Origin of the sequence: Pseudidiomarina homiensis, assembly GCF_003987225.1 — a bacterium.
Classification (GTDB): domain Bacteria; phylum Pseudomonadota; class Gammaproteobacteria; order Enterobacterales; family Alteromonadaceae; genus Pseudidiomarina; species Pseudidiomarina homiensis.
The window spans coordinates 703,883-725,744 of record NZ_PIPX01000001.1 but is presented as its reverse complement, the minus strand read 5'-3'; the positions used below and the strand labels follow the sequence as shown (position 1 = coordinate 725,744).

Sequence of the window (21,862 nt, the reverse complement as noted above, 5' to 3'; positions counted from 1 at the left end):
AAAAACACCAGTAAAAACTTGCGTGCGCGGGGCTTTTCGTGGTATAAAGCGCCCGCAATTTCGATTGCATAACGAGTAATTAACTAAACCACACACATACATCGACACATAGGTCGGGGTGCTCGAAGCTGCAAGCTAAGGGTCGAACTATGGGATGTATGGAGGCATAACCCCTTAAAAAGGAAAGAGAATCATGGCAAACGTATCAATGCGTGATATGCTGAAAGCTGGTGTGCACTTTGGCCACCAAACCCGCTTCTGGAACCCGAAAATGAAACCGTTTATTTTCGGCGCTCGTAATAAAATCCACATCATCAACTTGGAAAAAACCGTGCCAATGTTCAACGATGCGTTGAACTACTTGCAGCACGTTGCTTCGAACAAAGGTAAAATCTTGTTTGTTGGTACCAAGCGTGCCGCTGCAGAATCAGTTAAAGAAGCTGCAGTAAGCTGTAACCAGTTTTATGTAAACCATCGTTGGTTGGGTGGTATGTTGACCAACTGGAAGACCGTTCGTCAGTCAATCAAGCGTTTGAAAGAGCTTGAGACAATGAGCCAAGACGGTACTTTCGAGAAGTTGACCAAGAAAGAAGCTTTGGTAAACACTCGTGAAATGGAAAAGCTTGAGAAGAGCTTGGGCGGTATCAAGGATATGGCTGGCTTGCCAGACGTATTGTTTGTTATCGACGCTGACCACGAGCACATCGCAATTAAAGAAGCGAACAACCTTGGCATCCCTGTCATTTCAGTGGTTGATACTAACTCTAACCCAGACGGCGTTGATTACGTTATCCCAGGTAACGACGACGCTATCCGTGCGGTACAGTTGTATTTGAATGCCGCTGCAGCAGCAGTGAACGACGCTCGTGGCGCAGTACCTGCCGAAGGTAATGCAGACGACTTCGTTGCAGCAGACGAAACTGAATAAGCTACTCAATTAGAGGATACTGACACATGGCTATTACAGCAGCTCTGGTAAAAGAACTGCGCGAGCGCACTGGCGCTGGCATGATGGATTGCAAAAAAGCTTTGCAAGAAACCAATGGTGACATCGAAGCAGCAATCGAAAACATGCGTAAGAGCGGTCAAGCGAAAGCAGCTAAGAAAGCTGGTCGTGTAGCTGCCGAAGGCGTAATTTTAACGAAAACTGAAGGTAACGTAGGTACTTTGGTTGAGTTGAACTGTGAAACTGACTTCGTTGCCCGTGATGAGAACTTCTTATCATTCGGTGGCAAAGTTATCGACGCAGCTTTTGCTAACAAAGAAACTGACGTTGAAAAGCTGAAAGCTACAGCAATCGACGGCGGTACTGTTGAAGAAGTACGTGAAACGTTGGTTGCCAAAATCGGCGAGAACATGAACGTACGTCGTGTTATCACCATTGAAGGTGGTGACCTCGTTGAAGCTTACGTTCATGGCGGCCGCATTGGTGTATTGGTTGCGATTACTGGTGGTGACGAAGAATTGGCGAAAGACTTGGCAATGCACGTTGCTGCAAGCGCGCCACAATTCGTGAAGCCTGAAGATGTTGACGCTGAAGTTGTTGAGCGTGAGCGTCAAATTCAGCTGGATATCGCAATGCAAAGTGGCAAGCCACAAGAAATCGCAGAAAAAATGGTTGAAGGCCGTATGCGTAAATTCACTGGTGAGATCAGCTTAACTGGTCAAGCTTTCGTGAAAGACCCTTCAATCACTGTTGGTGATTTGCTGAAGCAGAAGAGTGCTGATGTACTGACTTTCGTACGTTTCGAAGTTGGTGAAGGTATCGAGAAGAAATCTGAAGATTTCGCTGCTGAAGTACAAGCACAAATGGCTGCTGCGAAAAAGGCTTAATGCCAATGTCGCGAACGACGACGTACAGTCAGAACTAAGAAACCGCATCCCACTCGGTTGGGATGCGGTTTTTTTTCGCGTAAAGTGAAACCACTTAATTTTTACGATTCATGCTGCACATCATGCTAAACAAGGAGCACCCACAATGACCGCAATGACCAAGCCAGCTTATCGGCGTATTTTATTGAAACTGAGTGGCGAAGCATTAATGGGCGATGAGCCCTTTGGTATTGATGCCAAGGTGCTTGATCGCATGGCACATGAAATCAAGGAGCTGGTTGAACTAGGGGTTCAGGTAGGCCTTGTTATCGGCGGCGGCAATTTGTTCCGTGGCGAAGGCTTAGCGAAAGCTGGAATGAATCGTGTGGTGGGCGACCACATGGGCATGCTAGCGACCGTCATGAATGGTCTTGCCATGCGCGATGCTCTGCACCGTGCTTTCGTCAACGCGCGCTTGATGTCGGCGATTGAACTTAACGGTGTTTGTGATAGTTACAACTGGGCCGATGCGATTAGTTTATTGAAATCTGGTCGCGTGGTGATTTTCTGTGCCGGTACGGGGAATCCATTTTTCACAACTGATTCAGCAGCATGTTTGCGTGGTATCGAGATTGAAGCAGAACTCGTCTTAAAAGGAACCAAAGTCGACGGTGTGTACTCAGCAGATCCAAACCAAGATCCAAATGCACAACTCTACTCGCAAATAAGTTATAATGACGTCCTACAACAGCAACTCAAAGTGATGGACCTAGCCGCCTTTACGCTGGCACGCGACCATAAGTTGCCGATTCGCGTGTTTAATATGAATAAGCCAGGCGCTCTGCGCTCTGTAATTATGGGCACTGAAGAGGGTACCTTAATTGCAAGCGAAGAAATGCTTGAGAAGCTTTAATCAAAGAATTCAATAAGGGAAAGCACCGTGATTAATGAAATCAAACAAGATGCTAAGCAACGTATGGAAAAGTCAGTCGAAGCGTTGCGCTCGCAAATTTCTAAAATTCGCACCGGTCGTGCGCATCCGAGTTTACTTGATGGCGTGATGGTAAATTACTACGGTGTGGATACGCCATTGAAACAGTTGGCGAATATCACTACCGAAGACTCACGCACCTTAGCGTTAACGGTCTTTGATAAGTCGGCAAGCCAAGCTGTTGAAAAGGCGATCATGACCTCTGATCTAGGTTTGAATCCTGCCGCTGCCGGCACTGTGATTCGGATTCCATTACCGCCATTAACAGAAGAACGTCGCCGCGACTTAGTGAAAATCGTTCGCGCTGAAGCGGAGCAGGGGCGTGTTGCCGTACGCAATATTCGCCGTGATGCCAATAGCGATCTGAAAGAGCTGTTAAAAGAGAAAGAAATCACCGAAGACGAAGAACGTCGCGCAGCTGAAGAAATTCAAAAGCTCACCGATACCTATGTGGCTAAAATCGATGAAGCGCTGGCTGAGAAAGAAAAAGACTTGATGGAAGTTTAAGCGTTCACGCTTGATGTCATTGGTTCTAAGCGCCGTGTTCGGTTACACTCGCACGGCGTTTTTCATTTTACGGCAGCGTTGATGGATAGTATCTCGGTTGAACAATTAAGGTTACCCAAGCATGTCGCCATTATTATGGACGGCAATGGACGCTGGGCGCAGTTACGCGGTAAACATCGTACTTTTGGTCACAAAGCGGGCGCAGAGTCGGTGCGGCGTGCTGTGGCTTTTGCCCGGAAAAAGGGGATTCAATCACTTACGCTATTCGCCTTCAGTAGTGAGAACTGGAAACGCCCAGAAGAAGAAGTTTCGGTGTTAATGGAATTGTTCTTTACCGTACTCAAGCGTGAAGTCAAAAAACTCCATAAACACAACGTAAAACTGAAGATTATTGGCGATACTCAAGGTTTTTCCGAAAAACTACAACACCGCATTAAAGAAGCCGAAGCGCTGACCGCGCAAAATACCTCATTAACACTCAATATTGCTGCCAATTATGGTGGTCGGTGGGACATTACCGAGGCAGCGAGGCAGTTGGCGAAAAGTGTACAAGAAGGTAAGCTTAACGTTAACGCAATCAGCGAGGAGAAACTGGCAGAGCAGTTGACCTTGGCTGATCAGCCAGTTCCTGATCTGCTCATTCGCACTGGTGGTGAGCATCGCATCAGCAACTTTTTGCTGTGGCAACTGGCTTATGCAGAATTTTATTTCGCGGATGTACTTTGGCCTGACTTTGATGATCAGGCATTTGCACAAGCTATTGCTGACTTCAGTTGCCGAGAAAGACGTTTCGGCCTGACCAGCGAGCAAGTGCGCCAAGCCATCCTCGACACTGACGTAACTTCTGGGGAGTAACGTGTTAAAACAACGTCTAATAACAGCACTTATTTTACTGCCCTTGGCGCTTTACTGTGTCTTCGCTTTGGCGCTGGAATGGTTTGCCGCAGTTATCACCGTAGTCATGTTAGGCGCCGCATGGGAGTGGTCCCCGATAATGGGGTTACGTCGCGCTGGTAGCCGTGCACTTTATACCGCGTCGGTCGGTGGTTTATTGATTGCTTTACAGTGGTTTTTCCCGGTTACCGAAATCTGGCAGGATAAAGCATTACATCCGCTGTATTTCTGGATCCTTGTCGCGGGCGCCGTTTGGTGGGTCATCGCGACGTTGCTAGTTCTCAATTATCCGAATAGTCGACGGCTATGGTCGCGGACGCGTTCGATCGTTGGTGTTTTCGGCTATCTGACACTTGTACCAGCGGCAGCAGGGCTGTTTGCGGTGCGTTCACTGAATTATAGTGCCGAACCACTGTTTGGCGGTTTTGTTTTGTTGTTTATCTTGCTGTTGGTCTGGGCTGCAGATGTCGGCGCGTACTTTGCTGGCGTGCGCTATGGGCGAAATAAGCTTATGCCTGCGGTGAGTCCAGGCAAAACGATGGAAGGCTTACTTGGTGGCATCGCCTTGGCTTTTGTGGTGATGATGGTGGTGGCGCAATGGATGCAAGTTCCAGCTGAGCAATACAGTGGCTTTTATTTCACCGGTTTACTCACCGTTGTCGTGTCGGTCTTTGGCGACTTAACCGAAAGCATGTTTAAGCGTTGTGCTGGCGTCAAGGACAGCGGTGCTTTGCTGCCTGGTCATGGTGGTTTGTTGGATCGTATCGATAGTTTAACTGCGGCACTTCCTGTCTTTACGTTGGCTTATGTGTGGTTGTTGTTATGAGTCAGCATCGTCTTTGTATTCTCGGTGCCACAGGTTCAATAGGGTTAAATACACTTGCGGTAGTCCGTGAACACCCTGAGCGTTTTCAGATTGATGTACTTACTGCGAATACCAACGTCAAACAGATGGTGGCGCTGTGTAGCGAGTTTCGCCCACGGCAAGCCATCATGGTTTGCCCAGAGGCCGCCGCAGAACTAGCGCAGGTGCTGAGCAGTCAGCCTTCCACAGCGAAGATTGAGGTTCGGAGTGGTCTTGGCCCGTTGCAAGAGGCTGCAAGTAACGAAGCAAATGACACCGTCATGGCGGCGATTGTTGGTGGTGCTGGGTTAGCTCCGACACTTGCCGCGGTGCAAGCAGGCAAACGCGTCCTGTTGGCGAATAAAGAGGCATTGGTCATGTCTGGCCAATTGTTTATGGACGCAGCATTGACGAGTGGCGCGCAAATTTTACCCGTCGATAGTGAGCATAATGCTATTTTTCAATGTTTACCGCGCGAAGCCCAGCAGTTAGGTAGCTGCGACCTTGCCGCTGCGGGCATTGATAAAATTATTCTCACCGGCTCTGGCGGCCCATTTCGTGAGTTGCCCCTTGCTGAACTTACCGAACAATCACCTGCGGCGGCGTGCGCCCACCCAAATTGGGATATGGGCCAAAAGATTTCCGTTGATTCAGCAACGATGATGAATAAAGGCTTGGAGTATATTGAAGCCCGCTGGCTATTTAATTGCACCGCCGCACAATTGGACGTTGTGTTACACCCGCAAAGCGTAATTCATTCGATGGTGAGCTATGCGGATGGCTCGGTACTGGCGCAAATGGGGCGGCCTGATATGCGCACGCCGATCGCGCACTGTTTAAGCTTTCCAGAACGTATTGCTAGTGGTGTCGAGCCGCTCGATTTTATGGCTTTACAAAACCTGACCTTCGCTAGTGCTGACGCTGAACGTTATCCTTGTCTTGCTTTAGCGATTAAGGCTTGTTGGCAGGGGCAGTGGGCAACCACAGCATTGAATGCAGCAAATGAGGTTGCGGTTGCGCACTTTTTGAATGGTTCTTTGCGATTTACCGCTATTGCGGAAGTTTGTGCAGCGGTAGTGAAACAGCTTGAAACAACTCACGCAGGGCACGATGTGAACTCTTTAGAGGCGGTTTTGTCTGTTGATGGACAGGCGCGGGCGAACGCAACGAATTTAATTGAGATGAATTATTCATGCTAGACATTCTTTGGTCATTAGGCGCATTTGTTGTCACCTTAGGGGTATTGGTCACCTTTCACGAGTTTGGTCATTTTTGGGTGGCGCGCAAATGTGGCGTGAAGGTATTAACGTTCTCCGTTGGCTTTGGTAAAGCGCTATGGCAACGCCAAGGTAAGGACGGTACCTGCTATCAAGTAAGCCGCATCCCACTGGGCGGCTATGTCCGGATGCTTGACGAACGGGTAGATGATGTCGCACAAGACGAGCGGCACTTAAGCTTTAATAGTAAAACGGTTACCCAGCGTGCAGCTATCGTCGCCGCTGGTCCAGTGGCCAACTTTTTACTCGCTATCGTGGTGCTTTGGGGCATGTTCTTAATCGGCGTGCCCTCGGTCAAACCAGTTGTTGGTGCAGTGACACCTAATTCAGTGGCGGCGCAAGTCGATTTACCAACACCCAGCGAGATCGTCAGCGTGAACGGTCGTCGCACCGAGGACTGGCAGCAAGTTAACTTGGGCTTTGCTGCTGCTTTGGGTAATGAACGTGCAACGATTACGGTCGTTGATGAGCGTCAGCGCGAACGTACGTTTGAGTTGGATATTAGTAACTGGCGCTTGGGTGATGAACAGATCCCGACCTTCAGTGCATTAGGTTTTCAGCCATTTCAACCTGCAGTCTATACCGAGTTGGCGTTTGTCCAAGAAAATTCACCCGCTGCGCAAGCTGGATTGCAAGTTGGTGACAAAATTTTGGCGGTGGATGGAACTCTCTTTAACGAATGGTCTCAAATACGAGACGCGATTATGGCGGCGCCCGGTGCGCAAGTCGTACTTACCATCGTCCGCAATGGTACAGAAGTCGAAGTGCCAGTGACGATGGGACAACGTGAGTTCGAAGGCAGGACGTATGGTTATTTAGGGGTAGAGCCTGCACGAGATAGCTACCCAGAGGCCTATCGATTCGTACAGCAATACGGTATAGTCGATAGCCTAACAAAAGGTGCAGAACGTACGTGGAACCTTATGGTTTTGAGCGTACAAATGATAGGTAAGCTGCTCACCGGTACGGTTTCGGTGACCAACCTCAGCGGACCAGTGGCGATAGCCGAGGGAGCAGGGGTTTCAGCAAGCTATGGATTGGTTTACTTTTTAGGGTTTCTCGCGCTCATCAGTGTTAATCTCGGTATCATTAATCTGTTACCATTGCCCATGTTAGATGGCGGGCATTTACTCTTTCTGGGGATTGAAGGAGTGCGCAAAAAAGCGGTTTCAGAGCGTGTTCAAGAGATTAGTTACCGCATTGGTGGTGCACTGATATTCGCACTGATGGCAATAGCAATTAGTAATGACTTGTTGCGATTGTTTAAGTGAGATTACATTTACAATAAACAAATAAGTAGCACAGAATGACGTTGAAAAAGCTATTTTTAAGTGCCCTTATGGCGGGTGCTGCATTACCAGCCTACAGCGCTGAAACAGGCGCCGATGGCGCGGAAGAATTTGTTGTTGAAGATATTCGTGTACGTGGTTTACAACGTGTTGCGCTTGGCGCCGCTTTAACGTACATACCGATTCGTGTCGGCGATAGCATTGATAGCGAAAATATCCAAACCTCAATTCGCTCACTTTATTCCTCTACGCACTTTAATAACATCGTGGTACGTCGTGTCGGCGATACCTTGATTTTTGAGGTTACTGAGCGACCTACGATTAGTGCAATCGAGTTTGATGGCAATAGTGATATCAAGGACGAGCAGCTTGTTCAAAGCTTAACCGATCAAGGAATCATTGAAGGTGAGCCGCTCGATTTAACTACCATTGCTAGCATTGAAACCGGTCTTGAAGACTTTTATCACTCGATCGGTAAGTATAATGCGCAAGTCGAGGTAAATATCATTCGCTTGCCACGTAATCGTGTGCGTCTCGAAATTGAATTCGAAGAGGGCGATTCGGCTGAAATTCAACAAATTAACATCGTCGGGAATTCAGTTTTTAGCGACGAAGAGTTGCTTGCTAACTTTGAACTGAAAGATAAATTACCGTGGTGGAACTTCCTCGGTGCTCGTACGTATCAGAAGCAACAATTAAGTGGTGACTTAGAGACACTCGAATCGTTTTACAAAGACCGCGGTTATCTAACCTTTGCGATTGAGTCTGTGCAGGTCAGTATGACCCCAGATCGTTCGGGTGTGTATATTTCGATTCACATCAACGAAGGTGATATTTTTACCGTCAATGAAACGCGTGTTATCGGTGACCTCCGTGGTCAGCGTGACGTGGTTGAGCGGTTAACTAAAATCGATTCGGGTACGCAGTACAGCGCTGCGCAAGTCACCTATATCGAAGAAATTGTCGCCAAATTATATGGTCGCTACGGTTATGCTTACCCAGAAGTACGTGCAATTCCTGAAATCGATGAAGAGAACAAAGAAGTTGATTTAATCTTCTCGATAAATCCTGGTAAACGCGTTTACGTGAACCGCATCAAGTTCCGCGGTAACACGGTAACTGAAGATGAGGTTTTGCGGCGTGAAATGCGTCAGTTCGAAGGGGCGCCGTTAAATGACGAAATGGTCGAGCAAGGTAAGTTACGCCTTGAACGTCTTGGCTTCTTTGAAACCGTGGAAAATTCAACCACGCGGGTAAATGGTCGTGATGATCTGGTCGATATCGAATACCTAGTAAAAGAACAGCCGTCAGGTTCTTTCAACTTCATGTTGGGCTATGGTGACTATTCGAAATTGCAAATCGGTGTAGGTGTTTCACAAGATAACTTTCTTGGCACCGGTAACCGCGCAGCGATTAACATCAACACTAATCGCTTTAATCGAACTTTAAGTTTGTCTTATATGGATCGCTACTTTACAACAGACGGTGTTAACCTGTCTGGGCAGGTCTTTATGAGTGAGTTTGATGCCGGTCAGCAAGAGAACCTCATCCGCTACAATACCAAGCGGATTGGTATTGGCTCGAGTCTGAGCTTTCCAATCAGTGAAGTGAGCAGCGTTAACTTCGGTACGATGTTGCGTCGTGAAGAAGTCACCAATGTAGAAGGTTACGAGCAGGTTAAACGTTTCTATCAGCCCTACATTGATGCGCAAGATCCAAACTCTGGCGTTGCGTTTGATATGTTGTCATTAGAAGCGGGTTGGAGTCGCGTTACGTTGAACCGAGGTACGTTCCCGACCGCAGGTACAATGAACCGAGTTAATGCTGAAATTACAGTGCCGGGCAGTGATGTACGTTACTTCCGTGTAAATTACGATTTCAAACATTACTGGCCACTTACCGACGACCATAGCTTTGTGTTGTTGACCCGCTTAAATGTCGGTTACGGCAACGGTTATGGCACCGATGATAACGGCAATGATTACATCTTCCCGTTTTATGAGAACTTCCGTATCGGCGGTAACGACGATCTTCGTGGTTTCGAACCGAATACTATCGGTCCACGCGCTGTATATCGCTATCCTGATAGTATTTTAGGTCCTCCAGGTTTTGGTGGTACCCCTACGGATTTACCAGTAGGACCAGGAGCTGACACCGTTGCGGTTAGCCAGTATTCAGTCGGTGGTAACGCCATGTATGCAGGCGGAATCGAACTTATTATTCCGACGCCGTTGGTAAAAGATGAAAATAAAAACTCTGTGCGCACAAGTATTTATCTTGATGTCGGCAGTGTTTGGGATACTGAGTTCCAGTATGACGAGTATCGCCAATTACAACAGGTGGGCAACCTTAACTATCGTCTAGAAGACTTTAGTTCGCCGGATCTTTACCGTGCTTCGGCCGGTATTGCGGTGCAGTGGCTCTCACCAATGGGACCTCTGACATTTGCCTTTGGTCGTCCAATCAAGGATTATGAGGGTGATAGAGCCAAAACCTTTAGTTTCAACTTTGGTACGACATTCTAAAATAAATACTCGTGCCTGAATTTATGAATAACAGGAGTAGTTACGTGAAAGCATTAATGAAAACAACAGTAGCGGCAGCAGTACTTGCTACCTCAATGTTCGCCTCTGCGGCCGAAGCTCAACAGAAAGTTGGTTTTGTAGACATGCAAACTGTGTTGCAACAGTTACCGCAGGTACAAGAACTATCAAACCGTTTGCAAGAAGAGTTCGCTGGACGTATTAGCGAACTTGAGAAAATGCGCGGTGAAATGCAGGCTTTGAGCGAGAAAGCAGAGCGTGACGCACAAATTATGTCGCCAACTGAGCGCCGCGATTTGCAGCGTGAAATGGAAATGTTGGAAACTCAATACCAAATGAAAGCACGTGCCTTCCAAGAAGATAACGAGCGTCGTGGTAATGAAGAACGCAACAAACTCATGCGTGAAGTTTTCCAAGCATCACAACAAGTTGCTCAAGCTGAGGGCTTCGATCTGGTCCTTAACAGCCAGTCAGTTTTGTATGCTGGTGACAGTTTGAATTTGACTGACGAAGTGGTTGCAAAAATGACAGGTGGAAACTAAGTCGAATGCAAACCATGACATTGCAACAGTTGGCGTCAGTCATTGATGCCCAAGTTGTCGGTGATGGTGAACAAACCATCACTGGCGTTGCAACGCTTGCCTCGGCCACGTCGGGGCAAATTGCGTTTTTGGCCAATGAAAAATACCGAACTCAACTGGAGACGACGCAAGCCAGTGCTGTCATTGTCGCACCCAATGTTGAATTACCCGAAGGCATTGCTGCGTTGGTGACAAAAAATCCCTACGCCGGTTTCGCGAAAGTTGCGCAACAGCTTGATACGACGCCGGTGGCAGCATCAGGGATCGACAAGGCTGCGAAAGTAGCTGATTCTGCCAGCATAGGCGAGAATGTATCCATTGGAGCCTTTGCGATCGTCAGTGATAACGCCGAGCTTGGTGACAACGTGCAAATTGGCGCAGGATGTTACATTGGTCCTGGTGTGAAAATTGGCGCAAATACCAAACTTTGGCAGCAGGTGGTGATCTATCATAACTGCGTGATTGGCAGTGATTGCTTGTTGCACAGCGGTGCGGTTATCGGCGCAGATGGTTTCGGTTGGGCCAACGAACACGGCAAGTGGATTAAGATTCCACAGCTTGGCCGCGTGGTGATTCACGACCGCGTTGAGATTGGCGCGAATACCACGGTTGATCGTGGCGCACTAGACGACACAATCATTTCTAGTGGCTGTATTATTGACAATCAATGTCAAATTGCTCACAACGTCTTTATTGACGAAGATACCGCTATAGCGGGTTGTACCGTGCTAGCGGGCAGTTGTCGCATTGGTAAGCGTTGTTTAATAGGTGGTGCGACGGCGATCAACGGACACATCGAAATCTGTGATGATGTACAGATCAGTGGCTTTTCAATGGTCATCAAAGCCATTAGTGAACCTGGTGTTTATGCCTCAGGTATTCCTGCAGCGCCACATCGCGAATGGCGTCGAAATGGTGCACGTTATCGGCAGCTCGATGATCTTTTCCAACGTGTGAAGAAGATTGAAAAAAAACTTAGCGATTAAGCACTTCGGCGGCCGTAGCTTGCGGCCGCACTAGCTACGGAGATTGAATTTTGTCAGCATCTGACTCCGCTTTTGATATTCACGAAATTATGCGTTTACTACCACATCGTTATCCATTTTTATTGGTGGATAAAGTTGTTAGCTGCGATGCGGAAAAACACATTCATGCGGTTAAGAATATCAGTATCAATGAGAATTTATTTAATGGCCACTTTCCTGGGAATCCCATCTTCCCCGGTGTTTTAATTCTTGAAGCACTGGCCCAAGCGGCCGGTCTGTTAGGCTTTAAGATTACCGAAAGCAAGCCTGGAGCGAATGACCTATACTTGTTTGCAGGCATTGATAATGCTCGCTTTAAACGCCAAGTTATCCCAGGCGACCAACTTGATCTGCATGTCAGTTTTGAGAAGGAACGTCGCGGGATTTGGGTTTTTAAAGGACGTGCCGAAGTTGCTGGCGAGCTCGCTTGCAGTGCCGATATTATTTGCGCAAGAAGAGAAACTTAAGTGATTCATCCTACAGCGATCATTGATGACAAGGCGGTCATCGGGAATAACGTTGAAATTGGGCCTTACAGTATTGTTGGGCCTGATGTAGTCATTGGCGATGATTGTTGGCTTGGCCCACATGTTGTGGTTAAAGGCCCAACAGTCTTAGGTAAAGGCAATAAGATTTACCAGTTTGCTTCGGTAGGGGAAGACTGCCAAGACAAGAAATACCATGGTGAGCCGACGCGACTCGAAATTGGCGATCATAATATTATTCGCGAGTGCGTGACGATTCATCGTGGCACCATTCAAGATCAGAGCCTGACCAAAATTGGCAGCAACAACTTGTTGATGGCCTATGTGCATGTTGCCCATGACTGTATGGTCGGCGATAATGTAATTCTTGCGAATAATACGACCTTAGCGGGTCATGTGCATGTTGGTGATTGGGCGATTCTCGGTGGGTTTACCGGCGTACATCAGTTTTGCCATATCGGCGCACATGCGTTTACGGCTGTTAATTCCGTGGTCGTTCAAGACGTCCCACCTTATATTATGGCGCAGGGTCATAATGCCGTACCGCGCACGATTAATAGCGAAGGTCTGAAACGTCGTGGTTTTAGTAAAGAAGCGATTATACATATAAAACGGGCCTTTAAAACGCTTTACCGGAAGGGCTTAACCGTTGAAGAAGCCGTCGCTGAAATAGAAACGTGGCAGGCGCCAGAGCTGAATGAATTGATTCAGTTTGTACAGAACAGCTCACGCGGTATTATCCGCTGATAACCTATCTAACGACATAGCTACTATGCACGCATCACAGCCTTTGACTGTTGCTTTATTAGCCGGTGAGCACTCTGGTGACTTGCTCGGTGCTGGATTGATGCGTGCACTCAAAGAGCGTCATCAAGACGTCACGTTTATTGGGGTTGGCGGGCCGTTGATGACCGCCGAGGGCTTAACCAGTTTGGTCCCCATGGAAGACCTCGCGGTCATGGGAATTGCTGAGGTCGTAGGCCGCTTGCCGACCTTGCTGCGCCATCGTAAACAAATTGTCGCAACCTTGCTCAAACAGCGACCAGCAGTTTTTATTGGGATTGATGCCCCAGACTTTAACTTACCAATTGCCAAGCGTTTGAAGGCGCACGGAATACCTACACTGCATTATGTTAGTCCAAGTGTTTGGGCGTGGCGGCAAGGGCGCATTAAAGGTATTAAGGAAAGTGTCGATCATGTGTTATGCCTATTGCCCTTCGAGAAAGACTTTTACGACCAACATGGCTTACCCGCTACATTCGTAGGACATCCGTTAGCAGATGTTATCCCGATGCACTGGGAGAAGGCTGACGCAAGGACTGAGCTGGGCTTAACCGATAACTTTGTAGTGGCACTATTGCCGGGCAGTCGGAGCGGGGAGATCGCTCGGTTGGGACCGGTCTTTTTAGCCGCTGCGGAAAAGTTCCACGAACGGCACCCGCAGGCAAAATTTATCAGTCCGATGATTTCTAATGCCCGTGCAGAGCAGTTCCGTGCCTTACAACAACAATTGGCGCCTAACTTACCGTTAACCTTAATTGATGGACAATCGCGCACGGCCATGGCTGCTGCTGATGCCTTGCTGTTGACCTCGGGCACAGTTACGTTAGAAGCAATGTTGATAAAGCGGCCGATGGCTGTTGCCTATCGTTTTAATTGGTTGAGTTATCAATTGATCAAGCGCATGTTCAAGGCGAAATTTTTTAGTTTACCGAATCTACTTGCCGACGAAGCGTTAGTTCCAGAACTGGTGCAAGAGCAAGTCACCCCAGAAGCCTTGGTTGCTGCACTCGAAAAGCAACTCGCGGAAGCCAATGATGGCGCACTCATCGAGCGCTTCAGTGAACTTCACCGAAACTTACAGCGCGATGCCGACGTGCTGAGTGCAAGCGTGGCACTTGAACTCGCTTCCGTTAATCATTCTATTTTATCGAAAGATAAGCCCGTATAAACGCACTCATCAATCGATTTGTTTAAGATTATACTTAGGTTATCTTTCACAGACGTTGAGGTGAACATGGGATTATTAGTCGATGGCAAGTGGCACGATAAATGGTATGACACTGACAAGCATGGTGGCCGTTTTGAGCGCAGTGCTGCGCAATTTAGAAACTGGCTCAGTGACGCTCCGGATGCTGAATTTCCCGCACAAAGTGGGCGCTATCATCTGTACGTATCTTATGCGTGTCCTTGGGCGCATCGCACCCTTATTTTCCGCAAGTTAAAAGGACTTGAAGAACACATCAGTGTGTCAGCGGTTGAGCCACTGATGCTCGAAAATGGGTGGGAATTTGCTTCTGACCAGCAACAAGCCTTACATGATCCGCTTTATGACTTAGAGTTCCTCTATCAGTTATATCTGAAAGCAGATCCCAATTACAGTGGCCGAGTCACCGTCCCGGTGTTGTGGGATAAACAAAAGCAAACCATCGTGAGCAATGAATCCGCAGACATTATTCGTATGTTCAATGATGCCTTTAATGCTATTACGGGGAATCAACTGGACTTCTATCCGCAGCCACTCCGTGACGCTATCGATACCATCAATGACGAAGTTTACGACAATGTGAATAATGGCGTTTATAAGTGCGGTTTTGCCACGCAGCAAGAGGCGTATGAAGAAGCCTTCGATGCATTATTTGCAACATTGGATAAGCTTGAGAAACGTTTGCAGCAGCAGCGCTTTCTTGCCGGTGACGAAGTTACTGAAGCGGATTGGCGGCTATTTACAACACTTGTGCGATTTGACGCGGTCTATCATGGGCACTTTAAAACGAATCAACGCAGAATCGTCGATTACCCTGCGCTTTGGGACTATGTTCGCGCTTTGTATCAAGTGCCAGGCGTCGCTGAGACCGTGGTGATGGATCATATAAAGAAACATTACTATGCAAGTCATACGATGATAAATCCGACACAAATTGTGCCACGCGGGCCAGCGCTTGACTTTGCCGCGCCGCATCAGCGAGGAAAAGTACTATGACTGCTATTCTAAGTCGACATCGTGGAATGCCAGCACAAGATGGTGCTGGAGTTAAGCTTACACGCATCATTAATCAACCGAGCCTGCGTTACCAAGATCCATTTTTAATGTTGGATGAGTTCCGCTCTGATGATCCGAACGACTATATTGCGGGCTTTCCGCCGCATCCACATCGTGGTTTTGTGACGCTTACCTATATGTTGGCGGGGCGCATGGAGCACAAAGATTCAGAAGGTAACACTGGGGTGGTTGAAAGTGGCGGTGCGCAGTGGATGAAAGCCGCACGGGGCATCATTCATGCAGAGATGCCAAAGCAAGAAGAAGGGCTAATGTGGGGCTTCCAACTTTGGCTTAACTTGCCTGCAAAAGAGAAAATGAGTGCTGCGCAATGGGCGGATTATCCGGCGACGAAAATTCCAGAAGTAGCGCTTGAGGGCCTTACTTTAAGGGTCATCGCAGGTCATTTTCAGGAACACGAAGGGCCGATCCAGCAGACGGAACAACAATTTCAGATGTATGATTTAAAGTTTTCGGATGCAACACTCTGGCAGCAAGGGAAAATCAGTCAACAAACGCGTTTGGCCTATGTGTATCAGGGCGAGGTGGAGCTAAATGGCACACTACTACAACGCGGTGAATTGGTGCGCTTGGCGCCCGACGCCGAGCTTGCATTGCGCTCACATGGCGAGGCTGGCATGCTGTTATTGGCGGCCGAACCTATTGGTGAACCGATTGCGCAATATGGCCCATTTGTGATGAATACGCAGGCCGAGATTGAGCAAGCCATCAACGATTATCAACGTGGCCGCCTTGTCGCCAATTGATCATCTTTACAAGGGCAGCTTTTAATGAGTACACATACAGCGGTAGGATTTCGAGCGCAAGATGGTGAGCCGCAACGCGTGCAATTTAACTATGCAGCGCCAACCACAGACGAAGTGGTTATTGCGATTTCACACAGTGGTATGAACCGTGCGGACTTAATGCAACTCGCTGGACATTATCCGCCTCCGCCTGGTGCTTCTGAGATTTTAGGGCTAGAAGCAAGTGGCAAGGTCATCGCTGTTGGTCCAGCCGTGAGTCGTTTGCAGCCTGGTGATGAGGTATGTGCTTTGCTCGCTGCTGGAGGCTACGCCGATCATGTGGTGGTGAGTGAGCAACAAGTGGCAAAACTGCCTCGCGGGATCTCCGCTGCGCAAGGCGCCGCACTTTGTGAGGCGTTTGCCACCGCCTGGTTTAATCTTTATGAAGTTGCCGGTATACAACCGCATGAACGTTTATTACTTCATGCCGGCGCAAGTAGCGTCAGTTTAGCAGCGCTGCAACTTGCGAAGCACAACCATAATCCGGTTTTTGTCACCGCGGGTACGGACGAGAAGATCGCATTTTGCCAACAGCTAGGTGCGGAAGCAGGCTGGAATCGGCGGCAAGGAAGCTTTGTTGAGGCGGTGAAGAACTGGGGTGGGGCAGACGTTATTATTGACCCCGTTGCTGGAGACTATTTAGCACAAGACCAGCAGGTCTTGTTGCAAGATGGCCGTATCGTTGTTCTCGGCTTGATGGGAGGGCGTGAGGCTACCATTGATGCTGGCCGTCTATTGATGAAGCGTCAACGGATTCAAGGCAGTACGCTACGCAATCAACCGTTGCCAGTGAAGGCGAAGATTATGCGTGCGTTGGAACAGCATGTTTGGCCGCTGCTGGCTAGCGGGCGCTGCCAAGTGATGATCGAGAAAGTTTATCCGCTGAGCGAAATGAAGCAAGCGTTAACGCAAATGCGCCGCAACGAAACACAAGGAAAGTTGGTTCTTGCTTGGGAGAAGAGTTAATCAAAGAAAATGGTGGAGGGGGCAGGATTCGAACCTGCGAAGGCTGAGCCGTCAGATTTACAGTCTGATCCCTTTGGCCACTCGGGAACCCCTCCACGAAGGCGGGCATAGTAGCAGATTGAGGCGGCCTGTAAACCCCGCTATGATAAAAGCCAAGGTTATTTCTTGTTGTTCCACATAGGTTGTCTATTTTGTCGACAAAGCATGCTGAAATTATCGCCACCTTCCTTGATCGCCTATGGCTGAAGCAGGGCGTCAGTCCGCACACGAGCGCTGCCTATGCGACCGATTTAAAGAAATTTTTGCAGTTCATTCTGGCGCACCGCGGCGCGCATGCCGAACTACTTCAGGTGTGTAGTGCTGACGTCGAAGATTATTTGCTTTGGCGCCGGCAACAAGGTTTATCCCCGCGAAGTACCGCACGGGCGTTGAGTGCCCTGAAAAAATTTTACACCTACGCAGTACAGGAGCGCCTTTGCGCCGCTGACCCAACTGCGCGATTACGCCAACCTAAACAACCGCAAGCGTTACCCCATAGTCTTGCCGAAAGCGAGGTTGAGGCGTTATTGCAGGCTCCCGACGTAAGCGATCCGGTGCAATTGCGTGATCGGGCTATGCTCGAGGTACTTTATGCAACAGGCTTGCGAGTTACCGAATTGACACAACTGACTTTCAGTCAGATTTCATTGCAGCAAGAGTTGGTGCGAGTGGTCGGCAAAGGCAACAAGGAACGTTTGGTGCCGCTTGGTGAAACAGCTTTAGAGTGGTTGCAGCGCTACACGAAAGAAGCGCGTGTGCAATTAACTAAAGTGCCCAGCGATTATGTGTTTGTGACCCGACGCGGTGGTGCGCTCACACGGCAAGCGTTTTGGCATCGTATAAAATTCTATGCGCAGCAGGCGGATATTCGTTCGCATTTATCACCTCATACTTTGCGCCACGCTTTCGCGACCCATTTATTAAACCATGGAGCGGACCTGCGCGTGTTGCAAATGCTGCTTGGCCATAGTGATTTGTCGACGACACAAATCTATACGCATGTGGCACGTGAACGGTTACAACAACTGCATGCGACACATCATCCGCGTGCTTAGCAAAGTGGCTGCGTTTCCTAGCAAATAACGTTACACTGGACGGCATAACGAGATAACCTTTCACCTATCAATGAAGCTAAATGAGACATCTATGAAACAGTTATTTTTGGCCGCGAGTATTATTGGTTTATTGGCTTGTTCACCGCAACAAGAAGCCCAAGCGACAGCTAATTCGTCGGCCAACGCGTCTGCCGCTTTCAATACCAGTTATTTGCAGCAGATGGGCTTTACTATCGAGTCAGCAAAAGAGTCATCGATTCCTGGTGTTTACGAGGTGATTACCGATCAAGGTCTCGTTTACGTTGCGGACGATGGTAAGAAACTGATTGGCGGCCGTATTTATGACATTACCGGTAGTGAGCCGTTGAATCTTAGCGAAAATGCCATTCGTGCTATGCGTCAGCGCGATGTCGCTGCTGTTGCTGATGAAACGATCGCTTACAAAGCGGCGGATGAGGATTACGTGGTGACAGTGTTTACCGATCCTACCTGCGGTTATTGTCGTCAATTACACAACACTATCGAAAGTTATCTCAGTAAAGGCATTACAATTCAGTATCTTGCTTGGCCACGTAGTGGTCTCCAAGGCACTGCGTACCAACAGTTAAAAACAGTCTGGTGCTCGGCCGATCAAAAAGCAGCGCTTGACGCCGCTAAAAATGACAAGCGCTTACCAGCTGCTAGCTGCGATGATCCAGTTGCTGCACATTTTGCCTTAGGTAATAAATTTGGTGTGCGTGGCACGCCAGCGATGGTACTGCCCTCGGGTGAACTAATCCCCGGCTTAGTGGATGCAAACCGTTTACTGGGCATGCTAAAGCAGGGATAAAGTATGACTGATGCGCTGACGATTAAGCGCCGTGCTGACGTTGATGACAGTGGTTTACCGCCTGAGCTGCCGCACATCGTTCGCCAATTGTTGGCGCGACGAGGGTTAACAGCGGCGGAACAACTCGATCTCAGTTTACAACAACTCCCGCACTTTACCGATCTGCATGACGCTAAGCGCGCAGCGGCTAGGCTCCTGCAAGCTATTGAACAACAGGAACATATTTGCATTTGTGGTGATTTTGACGCGGACGGTGCTACGTCAACAGCTTTGATGGTATCGGCGCTGCGGGAAATGGGCGCACAGCAAGTAAGCTATTGCGTACCGAACCGTTTCACCGACGGTTATGGCTTGTCGCCCAATGTGGTGCGCTATGCGCAGCAGCAAGGGGCGCAATTGCTGGTGACCGTAGATAGCGGAATATCCTGTCACGCGGGTGTTGCCGCGGCAAACGAAGCGGGGCTTGATGTCATCATCACTGACCATCACCTTGCTGGTAGTGAATTGCCTGCGGCGTACGCGATCGTGAATCCAAATCAACCTGCGTGCGGCTTTGTTAGTAAGTCGATCGCTGGAGTTGGCGTTGCCTTCTATGTGCTGTTGGCGTTGCGCGCCTGCGCCCGTGACAAGCAACATCCAGCGGGTCGAGTTAACCTTGCCGAGTGGCTGGACCTTGTTGCTCTAGGCACAGTTGCCGATGTGGTGAAACTCGATGGCACCAACCGTGTGTTGGTGCAACAAGGCTTACAGCGCATACGCGCTGGCCACTGTCGACCGGGAATCCACGCATTATTACACGTCACTCAACGTGAGCCAGAACGCTTACAAGCTAGCGATCTTGGCTTTGCATTGGCACCACGTATAAATGCTGCGGGCCGTTTAGATGATATGGCTATCGGCATTGAATGCTTACTCAGTGATCATCTGACCATGGCCACCGAATTAGCGGCAAAACTTAATGACTTGAATGCCGAGCGGCGTTCAATTGAAACCGAAATGCGTGAGAGTGCCGCAACCTATGTTGCTGAATTACAACTTTCGGAAGAGCAGTTGCCACCGCTATTGGTGTTGCACCAAGAAGATTGGCATCAAGGTGTGGTTGGCATTGTCGCGGGCCGCGTCAAAGAACAGTTTCATCGCCCCACGATAACATTCGCGGCGGGTGATGACGGATTGCTAAAAGGTTCCGCACGGTCAATTCCCGGACTAAACATGCGTGATTTATTAGAACGCGTGCACACCTTACATCCAGAACTTATTGAGCGCTTTGGTGGACACGCGATGGCCGCAGGCCTTTCGCTGGCGCCGGAAAACCTCGAAGCATTTCAACATGCGGCCGTTGCTGTTGCGACCGAATGGTTAGAAGCTGAAGCGTTGCAACGCACCATTTTGACGGATGGTGGGCTGGACGCGTCATGTTTTACCCAAGACTTTGTCGCCCAGCTGCAGCGTTTAGGCCCCTGGGGACAGGGTTTCCCTGAACCTTTGTTTGATGACGTTTTCGAGTTGGTACAACAACGCATTGTTGGGCAAAATCATTTGAAGCTGGTGGTGCAAACGGCTGACGGAATAGTGCTTGATGCAATTGCCTTTAATGTTGATACGCAAGAATGGCCAAATTTATCTGTCCGTAAAGCTCAACTGGTTTATAAACTTCAGTTGAACCACTTTCGTGGACGCACCAATGTGCAACTGCTGGTGGAGCATTTGTTGCCTTTACGGTAAAATGCCGTCCCTTTTGTAAACAACCTTGGATGAAAGCTCGTTTTATGTTCGAAACCAATGCAACTTATGTGGCCATAAAAGAAATGCGCGAACGTAGTGAAGCGCTTCGGGGGTATCTTTGACTACGCTCAAAAAGTCGAGCGTTTAGAAGAAGTTACTCGTGAGCTTGAAGACCCAAGTGTATGGGACGATCAAGAGCGCGCGCAAGCATTAGGCAAAGAACGAGCGAGTCTAGAACAGGTCGTGGAGACCTTACAAAATTTGGCTCAAGGCTTGGATGATGTTGAAGGGCTGGTTGATTTAGCTGTAGAAGCTGAAGACGAGGATACCTACAACGAGGCCGTTAGCGAGCTCGAAGAATTAGAGCAACAACTGGCGACATTAGAATTTCGCCGCATGTTTTCCGGACCACAAGATGGCTCTGATTGCTATCTCGATATTCAAGCGGGTTCCGGCGGCACTGAAGCGCAAGACTGGGCCAATATGCTACTACGCATGTATTTGCGCTGGGCCGAGAGTCATGACTTTAAAGCTGAGATCACTGAATTATCAGAAGGTGAGGTGGCTGGTATCAAGTCGGCGACCGTCCGCATCCAAGGTGAATATGCGTATGGTTGGATGCGTACCGAGACTGGGGTTCATCGCTTGGTGCGGAAATCACCATTTGACTCGGGGAATCGCCGCCATACTTCGTTTGCGTCAGTGTTTGTTTATCCCGAGATTGACGACTCGATTGACATCGAAATTAACCCTGCGGATTTGCGGGTTGATACTTACCGCGCGTCAGGTGCCGGTGGTCAGCACGTTAACCGTACCGACTCAGCTATTCGTATCACTCACGAACCGAGTGGTATTGTTGTGCAATGTCAAAGTGACCGTTCCCAGCACAAGAACCGTGACGCAGCGATGAAGCAGTTGCGTGCCAAGTTATACGAAATGGAGCTGCAAAAGCAGCTCGCCGAGAAGCAAGCGCTGGAAGACAGTAAGTCAGATATTGGTTGGGGTAGCCAAATCCGATCTTATGTACTTGATGATGCGCGGATTAAAGATTTACGTACCGGCGTTGAGAATCGTAATACACAAGCGGTACTCGACGGTGCGCTAGACCCATTTATTGAAGCAAGTTTGAAATCTGGACTGTAAATAGGAACCAA

General features: G+C 48.8%; 21 protein-coding genes and 1 tRNA gene. 21 read left to right on the top strand and 1 reads right to left on the bottom strand.

Translation table 11 applies throughout. From position 1 onward, the window contains the following. The first annotated feature begins 193 nt into the window (after positions 1-193). The 17 genes from rpsB (at position 194) to CWI70_RS03340 (ending at position 17,060) form a co-directional block, all read left to right on the top strand. On the top strand, positions 194-928 hold the full coding sequence (gene rpsB / locus CWI70_RS03420; RefSeq protein ID WP_126770581.1) for a 30S ribosomal protein S2: 735 nt from the start codon (positions 194-196) through the stop codon (positions 926-928). 26 nt (positions 929-954) lie between these two features. After that, a complete protein-coding gene (tsf, locus tag CWI70_RS03415) occupies positions 955-1,833 on the top strand; it encodes a translation elongation factor Ts (protein ID WP_126770579.1) in 879 nt (292 codons plus the stop codon). A 145-nt stretch (positions 1,834-1,978) separates the two neighbouring features. Then, complete coding sequence (gene pyrH, locus CWI70_RS03410) at positions 1,979-2,725, top strand: UMP kinase (RefSeq protein ID WP_126770578.1); 747 nt, start codon at positions 1,979-1,981, stop codon at positions 2,723-2,725. A gap of 63 nt (positions 2,726-2,788) precedes the next feature. Further along, positions 2,789-3,310, top strand: coding sequence for a ribosome recycling factor (frr, locus tag CWI70_RS03405; RefSeq protein WP_373567120.1), 522 nt, complete (start codon positions 2,789-2,791; stop codon positions 3,308-3,310). An 81-nt stretch (positions 3,311-3,391) separates the two neighbouring features. Beyond that, positions 3,392-4,165: a polyprenyl diphosphate synthase gene (uppS, locus tag CWI70_RS03400; protein ID WP_126770574.1), complete on the top strand. Its 774-nt coding sequence runs from the start codon at positions 3,392-3,394 to the stop codon at positions 4,163-4,165. 1 nt (position 4,166) lies between these two features. Continuing rightward, the gene (locus CWI70_RS03395) at positions 4,167-5,030 is read left to right on the top strand and encodes a phosphatidate cytidylyltransferase (protein WP_126770572.1); all 864 of its coding nucleotides are present in this window, start codon (positions 4,167-4,169) and stop codon (positions 5,028-5,030) included. After that, positions 5,027-6,247, top strand: coding sequence for a 1-deoxy-D-xylulose-5-phosphate reductoisomerase (ispC, locus tag CWI70_RS03390; protein ID WP_126770570.1), 1,221 nt, complete (start codon positions 5,027-5,029; stop codon positions 6,245-6,247). Before CWI70_RS03395 ends, ispC begins: the two co-directional genes overlap by 4 nt. Further along, complete coding sequence (rseP, locus tag CWI70_RS03385) at positions 6,241-7,596, top strand: sigma E protease regulator RseP (protein ID WP_126770568.1); 1,356 nt, start codon at positions 6,241-6,243, stop codon at positions 7,594-7,596. Before ispC ends, rseP begins: the two co-directional genes overlap by 7 nt. A gap of 35 nt (positions 7,597-7,631) precedes the next feature. Continuing rightward, the gene (gene bamA, locus CWI70_RS03380; RefSeq protein WP_126770566.1) at positions 7,632-10,139 is read left to right on the top strand and encodes an outer membrane protein assembly factor BamA; all 2,508 of its coding nucleotides are present in this window, start codon (positions 7,632-7,634) and stop codon (positions 10,137-10,139) included. Positions 10,140-10,195: 56 nt separating this feature from the next. Further along, positions 10,196-10,699, top strand: coding sequence for an OmpH/Skp family outer membrane protein (locus CWI70_RS03375; RefSeq protein ID WP_157980856.1), 504 nt, complete (start codon positions 10,196-10,198; stop codon positions 10,697-10,699). Positions 10,700-10,704: 5 nt separating this feature from the next. Beyond that, the gene (lpxD, locus tag CWI70_RS03370; RefSeq protein WP_126770562.1) at positions 10,705-11,724 is read left to right on the top strand and encodes a UDP-3-O-(3-hydroxymyristoyl)glucosamine N-acyltransferase; all 1,020 of its coding nucleotides are present in this window, start codon (positions 10,705-10,707) and stop codon (positions 11,722-11,724) included. Between the two features lie 50 nt (positions 11,725-11,774). Then, on the top strand, positions 11,775-12,230 hold the full coding sequence (gene fabZ, locus CWI70_RS03365) for a 3-hydroxyacyl-ACP dehydratase FabZ (RefSeq protein WP_126770560.1): 456 nt from the start codon (positions 11,775-11,777) through the stop codon (positions 12,228-12,230). Then, the gene (lpxA, locus tag CWI70_RS03360; RefSeq protein WP_126770558.1) at positions 12,231-12,995 is read left to right on the top strand and encodes an acyl-ACP--UDP-N-acetylglucosamine O-acyltransferase; all 765 of its coding nucleotides are present in this window, start codon (positions 12,231-12,233) and stop codon (positions 12,993-12,995) included. Between the two features lie 25 nt (positions 12,996-13,020). Then, entirely contained in the window at positions 13,021-14,199 is a 1,179-nt protein-coding gene (gene lpxB / locus CWI70_RS03355; protein WP_126770556.1) for a lipid-A-disaccharide synthase, read from the top strand. Between the two features lie 66 nt (positions 14,200-14,265). After that, positions 14,266-15,231, top strand: a complete 966-nt coding sequence (locus CWI70_RS03350; protein ID WP_126770554.1) for a glutathione S-transferase family protein — start codon at positions 14,266-14,268, stop codon at positions 15,229-15,231. Further along, positions 15,228-16,055, top strand: coding sequence for a pirin family protein (locus CWI70_RS03345; RefSeq protein WP_126770552.1), 828 nt, complete (start codon positions 15,228-15,230; stop codon positions 16,053-16,055). Before CWI70_RS03350 ends, CWI70_RS03345 begins: the two co-directional genes overlap by 4 nt. 24 nt (positions 16,056-16,079) lie before the next feature. Then, a complete protein-coding gene (locus CWI70_RS03340) occupies positions 16,080-17,060 on the top strand; it encodes an NAD(P)H-quinone oxidoreductase (protein ID WP_126770550.1) in 981 nt (326 codons plus the stop codon). A gap of 10 nt (positions 17,061-17,070) precedes the next feature. Here CWI70_RS03340 and CWI70_RS03335 read toward each other — a convergent pair. Next, positions 17,071-17,155 (bottom strand) — tRNA-Tyr (locus CWI70_RS03335). 87 nt (positions 17,156-17,242) lie between these two features. Here CWI70_RS03335 and xerD point away from each other — a divergent pair. The 4 genes from xerD to prfB all read left to right on the top strand — a co-directional run bounded on the left by xerD (position 17,243) and on the right by prfB (position 21,851). Then, entirely contained in the window at positions 17,243-18,154 is a 912-nt protein-coding gene (gene xerD, locus CWI70_RS03330; protein ID WP_420849334.1) for a site-specific tyrosine recombinase XerD, read from the top strand. A gap of 91 nt (positions 18,155-18,245) precedes the next feature. Next, the gene (gene dsbC, locus CWI70_RS03325; protein WP_157980855.1) at positions 18,246-18,983 is read left to right on the top strand and encodes a bifunctional protein-disulfide isomerase/oxidoreductase DsbC; all 738 of its coding nucleotides are present in this window, start codon (positions 18,246-18,248) and stop codon (positions 18,981-18,983) included. A 3-nt stretch (positions 18,984-18,986) separates the two neighbouring features. Continuing rightward, the gene (gene recJ, locus CWI70_RS03320; protein WP_126770544.1) at positions 18,987-20,708 is read left to right on the top strand and encodes a single-stranded-DNA-specific exonuclease RecJ; all 1,722 of its coding nucleotides are present in this window, start codon (positions 18,987-18,989) and stop codon (positions 20,706-20,708) included. Positions 20,709-20,752: 44 nt separating this feature from the next. Next, positions 20,753-21,851 (top strand): peptide chain release factor 2 gene (gene prfB, locus CWI70_RS03315; RefSeq protein ID WP_126772676.1). Its coding sequence is split into 2 segments (ribosomal slippage): positions 20,753-20,827 and positions 20,829-21,851, totalling 1,098 coding nucleotides; the frame shifts between segments, so codons are not numbered across the junction. Positions 21,852-21,862: the final 11 nt, after the last annotated feature.